Origin of the sequence: Aeromonas sp. s3, assembly GCF_040907805.1 — a bacterium.
GTDB classification, from domain to species: Bacteria; Pseudomonadota; Gammaproteobacteria; order Enterobacterales; family Aeromonadaceae; genus Aeromonas; species Aeromonas dhakensis.
This window is the reverse complement of record NZ_JBFOCQ010000006.1, coordinates 27,746-40,397: the sequence shown is the minus strand read 5'-3', so window position 1 is coordinate 40,397 and position 12,652 is coordinate 27,746. Positions and strand designations below refer to the sequence as shown.

Here is a 12,652-nt window from a genome sequence, read left to right as displayed (position 1 = left end):
AACAGAACTCGTGCGGATACGAAAAACGGCAGGCTCACGCCTGCCGTTTTCTAGCAAGAAGGGGGCCAGGCCCCACCTTATCAGGTTATTCGGTTCCCAAGCCGGAAGCCGGTTTGATACTCCTGCTCACGGATGTGGGCGATCTGCACATTTTGCCCTTCCAGACCTATGTCTTTGAGCAGGGCGGGCGACAGGTGCAGATAACGGGTGCGGCGTTCCAGCCGGGTGATCCGTTTCTGGACCAAGGTTTCGACGGTGCGCAGCAGGGTCAGTTCGATAGACATAATATTCTCCAGTTGAACGTGCGGTTCCCCCGGAGAGAAGAGATCACCCTGCGGGACAACCGCGGGTGATGAAAAAGCAGGTGTTACCTGTTTCCTCCACGCGGCAGAAAAAGAGCACGAGTCTTCGCGCTGCTGATGCAGCGGTCGAACGCAACGTTTAACATTGAATGTTGCATATCCGTCTCCTTACCGTGTGAAAGTTGAACAAGTTGCCACAGTCTAAAAAAAGACCGAATTTTATACAAGAACCTCACCCCCCACATGGGGAGGTGAGTCATCTATCAATACTCATCCGGAACAGAGAGCCTGACGCCGTCCCGCTCAGATCCCGGACAGCAGACGAAACTCCTCCAGCGCATAGGTATCCGTCATGCCGCTCACGTAATCCAGCAGCAGCCGCACCCGGTAATACCACTCCTGCTCCGCCTCTTCGGCAAAACGGGGATCCCGGCTGGCCACCGCCAGTCGATAGGCCTTGAGATGGCGGGCCGACAGGCGATGGTAAAGCCGGCGGGCAAAGAACAGCTCGCTGCCCCCCTGCCCCGCCAGCAGGCGTTCGAACTGGGCGACCGGCAGGGCCAGCAGGCAGGCGTAGGTGGAGAGCACGCCGCGCAAGGCGGCATAACCCTCCAGCTCCAGCGCCTCCACCTCGGGGCGCATGAACACCAGCTCGCGCGCTACCCGCTTGAGGATGTCGAGCACCCGCGCCGCTGGCGCCTGGCCGTGCAGTAGGGCCTGAGGATAGGCGCCGCTCAGGATCTGGGCATGCTCGCTCACATAGGTGCTGGCGGCCAGCGCCACCAGATCCCGGGTCAGCTGTTGGCGGAAATGGGGAAAGAAGCCGCGATCCGAGTCGACGGCCGCACTCAGCAACGCCGCCATGTAGTCACCGCCATCCGCCTCCCGCAGTGCCTGCAGCAGCTCGCCGAGGCCGAGGATGCGCCGATCCACCGCATCTTCCAGATCCGCGATGCAGTAAGAGATGTCGTCCGCCGCCTCCATGATGTAGACCAGCGGGTGACGACAGCCGGCGGCCAGCCCCAGGCTTTGGCCGAGGGCGCTGTAGAGGGGTTGTTCGCTGAAGAAGATGCCGCGCTTGCTGCTCCAGCCATGATGCTGGCCATAGTAGGGGGTTGCCTGCCGGCCCGCCGGCGGTTGCTGTGGATATTTGCACAGTGCCGCCAGCTGCCCCAGGGTCAGATTCAACTCGTGCAGGCTGTGTACCAGCCGCAGGCTCTGGGCATTGCCGTCAAACACCAGCAGATCCTGGCGAAGCTCGGCCCACTGCGGGCTGGGCGCCTTGCCCAGCGCAGCGGCAAACAGGCCGTCCAGCTCCTGCGCCAGCCACTGGCTCATCACCTGCTCGCCAAAGTGGCCGAACGGCGGGTTGCCGACGTCGTGCAACAGGCAGGACATCTCCACCAGATTGACGAAGGCCCCCTCGCACACAGCGCCTGCCGGCAGGGCCGCCAGAACGCGGCGGCTGATCTGGCGACCGGTCTCCTGTACTTCCAGCGAGTGGGTCAGCCGGCTGCGCACCGAAGCCTTCACGTCGAGCGGGAAGACCTGGGTCTTCTGCTGCAGTCGGCGCACCGGTGCCGCCTGCACGATGCGGGCGCGATCCTGCTCGGTCGCCTCCAGCAATTCTTCGTCACCCCAGGGGTGGATCCGCTCGGGGGTAATCAAACGGCTATACATGTTGCAGCTCCTTGCCAGCGCAGCGCGTTTATGAGAGCAACCAGCGCCGCAAGCGGGCGATATCGCCTGGGTACTCCCGGCGCAGCGTCTCAATCCAGTCTTCCACGTTCTCCCACCAGGCCGGATGATCCGGGCTCTGGATCAGCTGGGCCGTCTGCTGCAGCCGGCGCAGGCCGATGGAGCCCGCCGCCCCCTTGATCTTGTGCGCCTCCTCCACCACGCCGGCCTGATCCCGGGCAATCATGTTGGAGTCGAGCACCGCCATGTAGTCGGGCATCATCTTCTCGAACAGATCGACGCTGGAGAGCAGCACCGGCTTGCCCACGGTATCGGCATAATCGGTGAGGAAGGGCAGGTCCAGCAGCGCATCCTGGCTAACGGTGTCGGCCTGCTCGTCCGCCTCGTCCCCGGCCAGATCGGCAAACAGGTGACCAATCACCTCCCGCACCGCCTTCGAGCCGAGCGGCTTGTTGATCACATCCTGCATACCGTGATCCCGGTAGTACTGGCGATCACCGGTGGCGTTGGCGGTGAGTGCCACCATGGGCGGCAAACTTTCGCCGTAGCGCTCGAGCAGTTGTTCCGCCACATCGAACCCCGTCATGTCCGGCAGCTGGATATCGAGCAGGATCAAGTCAAAATCATCCGGGTTGGCCATGGCCAGCGCCTGGGCGCCATCGCGCGCCACCTTGACCTGATGGCCAAGCTTGCTCAGCAGGGCGCAGGCCACGGTCACGTTGAGCTCGACGTCCTCCACCAGCAGGATGTCGAGGGACGGCATCTCGGGCTCGATGGCGGCAACCTCTCCTTCGATACACTCCACCTCCAGCTCGGCGGTGAAGCAGGAACCCTCGCCCGGATCGCTGTCCACGTAGAGCTGACCACCCATCGCCTGCACCAGTTGGCGGGAGACCGCGAGGCCGATGCCGGTGCCGGTGGCGTGCTTCTTGCCCTGTACCTGATAGTACATGGCGAAGATCTTCTCCTGCTGGGCTCGCGGAATGCCGATGCCGGTATCCTCCACCTCGAAGTGCAGCGCCAGCTTGCCCGGCGCGTCGGCGGCATGGGCGAGGCAGCGAACCGTCACCCCGCCTTCGTCGGTGAACTTCACCGCATTGCCCACCAGGTTCCACAGCACCTGGCGCAGCCGGGTGCCATCTGCCATCACGAACTGCGGCACCTCGCCATCCCGATCGAAGTGCAGATAGAGCCCCTTCTGCTCCGCCTGGATGCGCGACAGCGTCTCCAGCTCGTCGAGGAAGGCGGGCAGATCGATGCGGGTCGGCGCAATCTCCAGCCGGCGCCGATCCAGTTTGTCCAGATCGATGATGTCGTTGAAGATGTTGCCGAGCGTCACCGCGCTCAGGTGAATGGTCTTGAGCTGCTGATGCCGTTTGGGATCGAGCGGCGTATCCATCAGCATCCGGCTCAGGCCGACGATGCCGTTGAGCGGGGTACGCAGCTCGTGACTGATGGTGGAGATGAAGGTGGTCTTGTCGCGACTCGCCTTCTCCAGCTTGTCCTGGTATTGCTTGCGCTCGGTGATGTCGCGGCCAAAGCCAAGCAGACCGAGTCGCTTGCCGAAGCGGTCGAAGAAGGGCACCTTGCGCAGCTCGAAGTAGGCCTTGCGGCCATCGGGGTACTCCAGCCACTGCTCATAGGTGAGCGGCTCGTTGCTGGCGAAGACCTGCTTGTCGGTCTCCACCACCTTGCTGGCGATGTCGTGCTTGTAGACGTCGAACGGAGTCAGCCCGATGAGCTCCGCCTCCACCTTGCCGGTCAGCTCCTCCATGGCGCGGTTGCAGCCGGAGAACTGCTCGTCTTCGTTGCGGTAGTAGACCAGATCGGGGGAGCAGTCGATGAAGGAGCGCAGCAGGGCGGTGCGTTCGCCCAGGTGCAGCTGGGCCTTCTCGCGCTGGAACACCTCGTTCTCCAGATCCTCGATGGCCTGCTGACGCAGGGTCTCGGCCCGGTTGGTCTCGGCGATCTGGGCGTTGAGGCGGCTGATGTTCTCCTGCAGCTGGCTGTTGAGCTCGAGATCCCGCTCGCGCATGTCCTGCAGCTTGCGCACCATGCGGGTCAGCCGCTGGCGGGAATCCTCCAGCTGATCCACTACGATGGAGAGAAAATAGACGGCCCAGGGGGTGACCAGCAGGCCGAAGAAGACCGAGCGCACCAGGTCGACGATATCCACGGTGCCGCGCAGAAACAGAGTGACCCCCATCTGGATGGAGACAGCCAGCACTATGATGCCGGTGGCCAGGAACATGCTGAATCGCACCAGCCCCAGCTTGGTCATCAGGTCGACGTAATATTGCGCCCAAGATTTTATTTGTTTCATCTTATTGTTTTCTCCCCGATATTCGCCGAACAGAATACCAGCACGACGCGCCGAACTCTTCTGCCGTCGCACGATAAATTATCGATTAACCTCCTCCACCCGCTGGGGTAGCATGCCGGAGTCAATTCGGTCAGCCCGGATTAAGCCTGGCTGGCTATAATGCCAGGCCGTTCAATTCAACCAACTGATAATTCAGGAGTCTCATCGATGCGCAATCTCACCCTGCTGAGTCTTGGCCTGCTGGCAGCCAATGCCGCCCACGCCGACCTGGGCGAGATCCCCAAGCAGTCAGGCTGGTCCGGCTTTCTGCTGGGCGGGGTCAACGTCGTCAGCTACAAGTCCAACTTCTACGCGGGCGATGACAACCACAGCCGTATCAATGATCTCGGCTCACCCGACAGCGAGAGCGGCCTGACCCCGCTGCTCAACGCCGACATCCGCTATACCTTCGCCGATACCCGCACCCAAATATTCCTCGGCAACCTGATCCAGGATGCGGTGCGTTTCGACTTCACCCAGCAGCTCGGCCTGCGCCAGGAGATGGGCGACAAGGGTATCGTTGCCACCTCGCTAGTGTTCAACGTCATGCCGGTGGAGCTGTGGAGCGATCCCTTCGCCACCGGCGTGGATCGCAGCTCGACCGACCTGAAGTCAAAAGGGGCCCGTTTCGCCTGGGACAAGATCTGGGGCAGCAACTTCTACGGCAACCTGACCACCCGGGAGGTGGACATGGACGAGGAGCGCAGCGGCCAGCAGTATGATCAGAGCCACGGCACCCACTACGCCGGCATGCTGGATCGCAACGGCAAGGTGCACGACATGGAGCTCTCCTACCAGTTCCATTTCGGCGGCAACCAGCTGCTGGAGCCGGCCATCCTCTACAAGGAGGCTCGCCTGGACGGCAGCGCCGAGAGCTTCAAGAACACCGGCCTGAAGCTGACCTACGCCAAGCGCGGCCCCCAGTGGTCCTTCGTCAGCAACCTCTACACCGGCAAGCGCAAGTACGACGAGGCGAACCCCATCTTCGGCCAGCATGCCGACGCGGACGAATTCGCCGTCAACGGCACCTTCTTCTGGCACAACCTGTTCGGCGTCAAGGCCCTGGCCGCCACCTTCACCGCGGCCTACTCCAACGCCGACTCGGACATCGACTTCTACGACAGCCAGTCCACCCGTTTCAGCACGGGTCTGCTCTACAACTTCTAACGGCGAGCAGCACCAACAAACGAGGCCACCCCATGGGTGGCCTCGTGCATTAGCGGACGGCGGGAAAATCAGATCCCGAGAGAGTCCAGCAGATCGTCATGATCGTTGGCCACCGGGGCGGCGGCCGGAGCCGGCTGGGCAGCCTCGCGCTTGGTCTGGGCGATCAGGGCATCCGGATCCAGCTCTTCCTGATCCATGCCATCGTTGTGGATGCGGATGAACTCGGTCTTGTCCATCGCCAGCTCCAGATAGAAGATGTTGTTGCGGGCGGTGAAGAAGGTGACCCGGCGCGACTCCGGGCTGTCGAGGTTGGTATCGACGCTCAGCATCACCTGCTTGTTGAGGGCCAGCATCTTGGGCTGGTTCTGGGTGATGTGGGTCTGCAGATCCCGGCCCACCTTGACGGTGAAGCTGCCGACGATCTGGTTCATCAGCTCGCCCATGACGTTGCTCACCTCGTCCGAGGTGTGGGAGATGGCGAGATCTTCCTTGGAGAGCCCCATGCTGAGCATGTAGCTCTCGTACAGCTCCATGGCGGCGGAGGCGGAGAAGTTGATCACCACCAGGCCGGAGAAGCCGCCGTCAAACAGCACGAAGCAGCCGATATCCGGCTTGAGGCAGGTCTTGCTGATCCGCTGCACCATGCCGGAGAAACGCACCTGACTCTGGGTTGCCGCACTCAATACATCCGTCACCGAATGGCACAGGCTCAACAGCACGTCCTCTGTGGTCAATACGGTATCATCGTCGGCTCTTGTCACTATCATGGGACCTTCCTGAACATCGAAAATGGGCTTATCTATACCATAACTCTAACAGATAGCGCGGCCCGGGCGTCGAAATAGCGAGCCGCCTCTCACTTGATTCAACTGTCAGTTTCAAGGGGAGTGAATCCGGCCAGATTGGCCAGCTTGCGTCGCCAGCCGGCGGCTTCCCGCTGCAGGGTCGATTCATCATAGGGCAAGGAGGGATGAGCCCCCCAGATGGGGCCAGGCCAGGCCTTGTCGGTACTGAAACGGGCCACGTGGTGCAGATGCAGCTGAGGCACCAGGTTGCCGAGCGCCGCCACGTTGATCTTGTCCGGGTGCAGCGCCTGCTCCATCAGGGTCGCCACCGCGCAGGACTCCTGCATCAGCTGCTGTTGCTGGGCCGGCGCCAGGTGGTGGATTTCCCGCAGATTGGCCACTCTCGGCACCAGGATGAGCCAGGGATACTGGCTGTCTTTGGCCAGCAGGACGCGGCAGAGAGGCAGATCGCCGAGCAGGCGGGTATCCGCCTGCAGGCGACTGTGCAATTCAAACATGAAGACCTCGTTGCAATAAGATGGGCGCTAGACACGATGAGAGCCCCCACGTTACTGCAACGGACGGCAAACTTAAAGCCGCGGCACGGCCCAGCTGACAAAGCGCTTGCGCAGGGCCGGATCCGCCTTGAGGAAGAGTTGCTGCAACTGCCCCTCCAGCTCGCTGGCCGCTACCGGCGCAACTTCGCGGGCAACCACGGCCGCAGGAAGTGCAGAAACAGAAGCCGCCGTCAGCGCCGCCTTGCCACCGCGCTGGTTGTATTCGGCCAGCTTGGCGCGCCAGTCCATGCCGATCAGCATGCCGCTGGTCACCAGCGCATCCTGCTCGCTCGCCATCACCTTGCCATCGGCCTGCAACCCCATCACGGGAGACTTGGCATACTGCGCCATGCCCCGCTCATCCTTCGGCAAGTCGACGACCAGCTGTAATTGTTGCTGGCTGGCCTGATAGCGCAGCACCTGAGGTGCAGAGCGCAGCTGGCGGTCATTCTCGCTGCTGCTGCGACTCGGGATCACCCCTTCATAACGCACCAGCAGCTGCTGCTCGCCATCCGGCAGGGTGGCGTGCTGTTCGTCGTGCAGGGTGCCGGCGCTCACCGCCAGGATCTGAAAATCCGCCGGCACCGTCACCTCAACCGCAGCGTGCGCCGAGCCTGTGCCCAACATCATGTTCATGCCCAGTGCGGCGCACAGCAGCGACACACCATTTCGATATCGACAACCCTTCATCTTCATTCATCTTCCTGATCGCGTTGATGGGCGCAGGCTAGCAGCCGAAGATGACAGAAAAATAACGGCAGTTCAGAGCAGGTAGTGGGGCCGCTCGGCAAACCACTGGGCCAGCACCTGCTTGAACAGCCGGATCTTGCGCGGCACCCGCCGCTGCTGGGCATGAAGGATATGAAGCGGGTGCAGGCTGCTGTGCCAGCCGTCGAGCACTGTCACCAGCTCCCCTGCCGCCAGCAGGGCTTCCACTGCAACCAGCGGACACTTGGCATAGCCCAGCCCCGCCCGGGCCAGCTGCAACGCAGTGCTGTAGTGATTGGCCCGCACCTTGCCTTGCACCAGGATGTGCGCCTCCTCCCCCTCCCGGCTGAAGTGCCACTGCTCCCAGGCCGGGTTGCTCCCCATGAGCAGACAGGTACGTCCGCTGAACTCATAAGGGGTGGCCGGCTTGCCCTCCCTTGCCACCAGTGTGGGGCTCGCCACCACCACGTCCCTGAGCCGGCCCAGCGGCATGGCTACCAGGTTGTCGGGCACCTCGCTCATGGCGCGCAGGGCGATGTCATGCTCACCCTGGCTCATGTCGACCATCTGATTGGTGAAGTTGAGCTCGACCGCAACCCCGGGGCAGAGCTCGGCAAAGCGAGCCAGCAGCTCGCTCACCATGCGATCGCCGGCGCTGATCGGGCAGGTGAAGCGCAGCCGGCCGCCATCCTCCTCGGTCAGGGCCTGGATATCCTGCTCCGCCTGGCGGGCCAGCGCGAAGATCTCCCCCGCCTGCAGGTAGAGGGTGGAGCCCGCCTCGGTCAGGCTGAGCCGGCGGGTGGTGCGTTGCAGCAACTGGGCATTGAGAGAGGACTCCAGCGCACTGACATGACGGCTCAGCATCCCTTTGCTCACCCCCAGCGCATCGGCGGCGGCGGAGAAACTGCCCCTTTGTACCACTTCGTAAAAACTGGCCAGATGGGCGATGTCCATCATTAGCTCCAATTTGGAAACAATGGGTTTATTTTACGCGCTTTTTCCCCTTTTTTAGCGCGCTAAAATCAACACATCCCAACCAGGAGTGACTGAGATGAAGATTGTGATTGTGGGTGCCTCCGGCACCATAGGTTCTGCCGTCAGCGACTTGCTTGCCAAGGATCACCAGGTGATCCGGGTCGGCCACAGCCAGGGGGATGCCAGGGTCGACATGCGCGATCCCGCCTCCATCAGGGGGCTGTTTGCCAAGCTGGGGCAGTTCGATGCGCTGGTGGTGGCCAGCGGCAGCGCCGCGTTCAACGCCCTGACCGAGATGACTGATGAAGAGTGGCAGCTGGGGATCCAGAGCAAGCTGATGGGCCAGATCAACCTGACCCGCGCCGCCATCCCCCACCTCAACGACAGGGGCTCCATCACCCTGATCAGCGGCATCCTGAGCGAGGAGCCCATCAACTGGGGGACGAGCGCGACCACCATCAACGGCGCCATCGATCACTTCGTCAAGGCGGCGGCTTGCGAGCTGCCGCGGGGCTTGCGCATCAACGTGGTGAGCCCGACCGTGCTGGCGGAGTCGATGGACAAATACGCCGCCTTCTTCCCGGGCTTCGTCCCCGTGCCCGCCTCCAGGGTGGCCCAGGCATACCAGAAGTCGGTACTGGGGGTGCAGACCGGCCAGGTGTTCAGGGTCAACGGCTGATCGCCGCCCTTTTGCCGCCCAGCCGGCACGGCAAGAAAAACGGGCCCCGTGATGGGGCCCGTTCAGTTGCTGTTTGCGCACTGGTTGGTGTGGCAAACGTTTGTTTTTGCGACAGTAAAAAAGGCGGCACGCCTCAGTCGATCAGCCCATACTGCTCGCGCAGCACCTCGATGATCTCCTGCTTCGGATTGGCACTGCGAACCAGCGGCTGACCGATGATCTTCTCGGCAATCCCCACGTAGGTGTTGGAGATGTCCATCATCACCTCGGTCGGCAACTTGTTGTCGCGGGCCAGGGCGAAGCGCTCCGGCATGCGGTGCTTGTTGAGCAGGATGTCCGGATCCGGGAAGTGATTGAGCAGCCACTGGCGGAAGCCCTCTTTCGACTTCTCGACGATCTGGCCGTCGCGCAGGGCGGCGCCGTCCCAGATGCGGGAGCTGTCAGGGGTGCCCACTTCATCCATGTAGATCAGCTTTTCGTTGCCGGCGGCATCCTGGACGTAGCCAAACTCGAACTTGGTGTCGACGAAGACCTGATCCAGCTCGGCCAGCGCGTCACTGATGACGTTGAAGCCCTCTTTGAGCAGCACTTCGTAGCGGTCGATATCGGCCGGCTTGCTGAAGTTGAAGCCCTGGTAGTGGCGCTCGATGTCGGCACGGGAGACGTTGACGTCATCGGCTTCCGGCACGCCGTCCAGCCCTTTCAGCACGCCCTTGGTGGAGGGGGTGATGAGGATCTCCGGCAGCTTCTGATCCTTTTTCAGTCCTTCCGGCAGGGTGATGCCGCAGAACTCGCGCTCGCCATCCTTGTAGGCACGCCACATGGAGCCTGTGATGTACTGGCGGGCAATCGCCTCGATCATCACAGGGCGGGCTTTTTGCACGATCCAGACGAAGGGATGGGGGATGTCCAGGATATGGCTGTCGGCCAGCCCCTTCTCCTTGAACAGCTTGAACCAGTGGCTGGAGATGGCGTTGAGCGCAGCCCCTTTGCCCGGCACACCGTTGAGCCCGTCCACGCCCTGCCAGATGCAGTCGAAGGCCGAGATCCGGTCGCTGATCACCATGATGGCAAGCGGCGCATCCGCCGGCACGTCGTAACCCTTCTCGCGGATGAGGCGGGCACTGTCTGCGGCGGTCAGCCAGTAGACGCTGCGCACTTTACCGGAATGGACGGGTTTATCGGTACGGATCGGCAAATCATCGTTCACCGCCAATACTTGGTCTGCAAGACTCATGGCTAATAACACTTCCTGTTTGTGGGGGGTTAACATAACAAAACAGGGGCACAAGGCCCCTGTTTCTATTCTGTTTTTGCAGCTTGATCAGCCAGGCCCTTGGCGAACGCCTCGGACAGGCTGATGTACATCTGGGAGATGACACCGGACGACACGGGTTTCTTGTCCTTGTCGAACAGGGTGATGGAGGTCTTGCCCCCCGCCATCTCGCCAAGCTGGAAGCGATACTTGTCTTCGTCCAGCTTGAACGGCTCGCTGCCCTTGGCCTTCCAGAACTCGCTGCCCGGCTCGTCGTACTCCACGTCGATCCAGCCCAGCGACTGCTGGGTATCCTTGATGGTGAAGCCGTAGGCCGGCAGCACCTGATTGAGACGACGCCACACCTGGTCAAACGAGCCATCGACGATCCAGGCGCTCAGCTCGTTGTTGTCCAGACCCAGCTCCAGCCCCATGCCATCGTTGGCCTTGTGCTGCTCGCGGGACTTGAGCTGCTTGTCGTAGTAGAGCGAGAACTGGTTGAGGGCCCGGGTCGCGTAGCGCTGGGCATCCGCCGGGGTCAGCTCCTTGCTGGTCTCGCCATCGATGGTCTCTTCATGATCCAGTACCCGGACCGACATGTTGACGGCGTGGCGCTGGGGATCGTTGCGCAGGGTGAACTGGTAGCGCTGGCGAATGACGAAGTCGTCGTCCTCTTCGCTCCAGCCGTCGAGCGCCTTGGTATTGTCAAACCAGCCGGTCTGCAGTACGCCGGCCTGCTGGTCCAGCTTCTCGGTGGTGACCTTGTACTGGGCGAGGAAGTTCATCAGGAAGGCCCAGGTATCGCGCTCCACGCTCTGGGAGGTGCTGAGAGCGTAGAAGGCCATGGTGGGTTCACCGGCATTGGTTACCACCTGGCTGCCCGGTACCACGGTCAGCAGCTGGGCGGGCGGACGCACATCCACCTTGGCCCCCAGGGCGCCGTCACGGCTGCTCTCTGGCAGGGGCGGAATGTCGAAACTGCTGTTAAAGGCGGGGGTACTCAACCCGGCCGGCACCAGGAAAGCACGGCCTTCAAGGCGGGCATCCTCGTACTCGAAACCACGGTTGGCCATCTTGCGTTCCTGGGGTGAGCTACAGGCTGCCAGCACGGCAACGGTCGCCACGCTCAGCACCAGGCGCACTGCATTTCCCTTTCCATTTGCTTTAAACACTCGCCATCAACTCCGCAGTCGTCAGTGCTCGCGCCATCGCCCGCTCGCCCTCGGCAGTGAGGTCGGTGAGCGGCAGACGCAAGGTGGCCGTCGCAATCAATCCCAGCTGGGCGCAGGCCCATTTCACCGGGATGGGGCTCGGTTCGCAGAACAGAGTCTGATGCAACGGCATCAATCGATTGTTGATGTCATGCGCCCGCCCGGCATCGCCGGCCAGCGCAGCACGACACATGTCGGCCATCTGGGCCGCTGCAATATTGGTGGTGACCGAAATGACACCGTCACCGCCTTGCAGCATAAAATCACATCCACTGGCATCATCGCCACTATAAAGTGCGAATTGCGCACCACACAGTTCACGCAGCAGCGGCGTACGGCTCAGATCCCCGGTCGCCTCTTTCAGGCCTATGATGCCGGGCACCCTGGCCAGTCTGGCTACCGTTTCCGGTTTGAGATCGCAACCGGTACGACCGGGCACATTATAAAGAATTTGGGGCAGACCACTAGCCTCGGCGATCGCACAATAGTGACGATAGAGACCTTCCTGGGTGGGTTTGTTGTAATAAGGTGTGACCGAGAGACCCGCTACCACGCCGGTTTCGGCGAAGCGCTTGGCCAGGGCGACGGCATGGGCGGTATTGTTGGAGCCGCAGCCGGCGATGACCGGGATGCGTCCGGCGGCCAGTGCCACGGTTTTCTCCACGACGGCAATGTGCTCCTGCTCGCTCAGGGTCACCGACTCCCCCGTGGTCCCCACCGCGACGATGGCGCTGGTTCCGGCGCTGACATGATACTCGACCAGATTGGCAAGACTGGCCCAATCGACTTCACCTGAAGCCAGCATGGGGGTAACGAGGGCAACAATACTACCGCGCAACATGGATATTTCTCCCGATTTTCAGGGGCGTTATGGTAAAGCTGCCCCCTTGGAAAAACAAGGGAGGCCACGGCCAAGCCGTGTTACCATCCGGCACAAACAGCCGTGCGCAAGC

At 62.1% G+C, this 12,652-nt stretch carries 12 protein-coding genes; 2 read left to right on the top strand and 10 right to left on the bottom strand.

Going from position 1 to position 12,652, the window contains the following annotated elements; genetic code table 11:
- Positions 1–80 precede the first annotated feature (80 nt).
- From AB5Y98_RS00875 to arcB, 3 genes are all read right to left on the bottom strand, one after another.
- Positions 81–284, bottom strand: a complete 204-nt coding sequence (locus tag AB5Y98_RS00875; protein ID WP_005304283.1) for a hypothetical protein — start codon at positions 282–284, stop codon at positions 81–83.
- A gap of 321 nt (positions 285–605) precedes the next feature.
- Positions 606–1,982, bottom strand: a complete 1,377-nt coding sequence (gene dgt / locus AB5Y98_RS00870) for a dGTPase (RefSeq protein WP_368231102.1) — start codon at positions 1,980–1,982, stop codon at positions 606–608.
- Positions 1,983–2,010: 28 nt separating this feature from the next.
- Complete coding sequence (gene arcB, locus AB5Y98_RS00865) at positions 2,011–4,323, bottom strand: aerobic respiration two-component sensor histidine kinase ArcB (protein WP_368231100.1); 2,313 nt, start codon at positions 4,321–4,323, stop codon at positions 2,011–2,013.
- Positions 4,324–4,530: 207 nt separating this feature from the next.
- On the opposite strand from arcB, the gene AB5Y98_RS00860 reads away from it, so the two are divergent.
- Positions 4,531–5,529 (top strand): DUF2860 family protein, encoded by a 999-nt coding sequence (locus AB5Y98_RS00860; protein ID WP_368231098.1) that lies wholly within the window; start codon positions 4,531–4,533, stop codon positions 5,527–5,529.
- 68 nt (positions 5,530–5,597) lie between these two features.
- Here AB5Y98_RS00860 and AB5Y98_RS00855 read toward each other — a convergent pair whose 3' ends face one another.
- From AB5Y98_RS00855 to AB5Y98_RS00840, 4 genes are all read right to left on the bottom strand, one after another.
- The gene (locus AB5Y98_RS00855) at positions 5,598–6,296 is read right to left on the bottom strand and encodes a DUF3334 family protein (RefSeq protein ID WP_010634960.1); all 699 of its coding nucleotides are present in this window, start codon (positions 6,294–6,296) and stop codon (positions 5,598–5,600) included.
- A 98-nt stretch (positions 6,297–6,394) separates the two neighbouring features.
- Positions 6,395–6,832, bottom strand: coding sequence for an HIT domain-containing protein (locus AB5Y98_RS00850; protein ID WP_268010258.1), 438 nt, complete (start codon positions 6,830–6,832; stop codon positions 6,395–6,397).
- Positions 6,833–6,904: 72 nt separating this feature from the next.
- Positions 6,905–7,561 (bottom strand): DUF2057 domain-containing protein, encoded by a 657-nt coding sequence (locus AB5Y98_RS00845; RefSeq protein WP_368231397.1) that lies wholly within the window; start codon positions 7,559–7,561, stop codon positions 6,905–6,907.
- 72 nt (positions 7,562–7,633) lie between these two features.
- Positions 7,634–8,533 (bottom strand): LysR family transcriptional regulator, encoded by a 900-nt coding sequence (locus AB5Y98_RS00840; protein WP_368231096.1) that lies wholly within the window; start codon positions 8,531–8,533, stop codon positions 7,634–7,636.
- 97 nt (positions 8,534–8,630) lie between these two features.
- Here AB5Y98_RS00840 and AB5Y98_RS00835 point away from each other — a divergent pair, with 97 nt between their 5' ends.
- A complete protein-coding gene (locus AB5Y98_RS00835; protein ID WP_368231094.1) occupies positions 8,631–9,233 on the top strand; it encodes a short chain dehydrogenase in 603 nt (200 codons plus the stop codon).
- A gap of 133 nt (positions 9,234–9,366) precedes the next feature.
- On the opposite strand, the gene AB5Y98_RS00830 is transcribed toward AB5Y98_RS00835, so the two are convergent.
- The 3 genes from AB5Y98_RS00830 to dapA all read right to left on the bottom strand — a co-directional run bounded on the left by AB5Y98_RS00830 (position 9,367) and on the right by dapA (position 12,540).
- Complete coding sequence (locus tag AB5Y98_RS00830; RefSeq protein WP_010634965.1) at positions 9,367–10,470, bottom strand: phosphoribosylaminoimidazolesuccinocarboxamide synthase; 1,104 nt, start codon at positions 10,468–10,470, stop codon at positions 9,367–9,369.
- A gap of 65 nt (positions 10,471–10,535) precedes the next feature.
- Positions 10,536–11,660, bottom strand: a complete 1,125-nt coding sequence (gene bamC / locus AB5Y98_RS00825) for an outer membrane protein assembly factor BamC (RefSeq protein WP_017779109.1) — start codon at positions 11,658–11,660, stop codon at positions 10,536–10,538.
- The gene (dapA, locus tag AB5Y98_RS00820; RefSeq protein WP_005304320.1) at positions 11,653–12,540 is read right to left on the bottom strand and encodes a 4-hydroxy-tetrahydrodipicolinate synthase; all 888 of its coding nucleotides are present in this window, start codon (positions 12,538–12,540) and stop codon (positions 11,653–11,655) included. The genes bamC and dapA overlap by 8 nt, the downstream gene beginning before the upstream one ends.
- Positions 12,541–12,652 lie beyond the last annotated feature (112 nt).

Bases quoted from the DNA above. Each gene is read 5' to 3' on its own strand.
- AB5Y98_RS00875 (WP_005304283.1), bottom strand. From the start codon at position 284: ATGTCTATCGAACTGACCCTGCTGCGCACCGTCGAAACCTTGGTCCAG.
- dgt (WP_368231102.1), bottom strand. From the start codon at position 1,982: ATGTATAGCCGTTTGATTACCCCCGAGCGGATCCACCCCTGGGGTGAC.
- arcB (WP_368231100.1), bottom strand. From the start codon at position 4,323: ATGAAACAAATAAAATCTTGGGCGCAATATTACGTCGACCTGATGACC.
- AB5Y98_RS00860 (WP_368231098.1), top strand. From the start codon at position 4,531: ATGCGCAATCTCACCCTGCTGAGTCTTGGCCTGCTGGCAGCCAATGCC.
- AB5Y98_RS00855 (WP_010634960.1), bottom strand. From the start codon at position 6,296: ATGATAGTGACAAGAGCCGACGATGATACCGTATTGACCACAGAGGAC.
- AB5Y98_RS00850 (WP_268010258.1), bottom strand. From the start codon at position 6,832: ATGTTTGAATTGCACAGTCGCCTGCAGGCGGATACCCGCCTGCTCGGC.
- AB5Y98_RS00845 (WP_368231397.1), bottom strand. From the start codon at position 7,561: ATGAAGGGTTGTCGATATCGAAATGGTGTGTCGCTGCTGTGCGCCGCA.
- AB5Y98_RS00840 (WP_368231096.1), bottom strand. From the start codon at position 8,533: ATGGACATCGCCCATCTGGCCAGTTTTTACGAAGTGGTACAAAGGGGC.
- AB5Y98_RS00835 (WP_368231094.1), top strand. From the start codon at position 8,631: ATGAAGATTGTGATTGTGGGTGCCTCCGGCACCATAGGTTCTGCCGTC.
- AB5Y98_RS00830 (WP_010634965.1), bottom strand. From the start codon at position 10,470: ATGAGTCTTGCAGACCAAGTATTGGCGGTGAACGATGATTTGCCGATC.
- dapA (WP_005304320.1), bottom strand. From the start codon at position 12,540: ATGTTGCGCGGTAGTATTGTTGCCCTCGTTACCCCCATGCTGGCTTCA.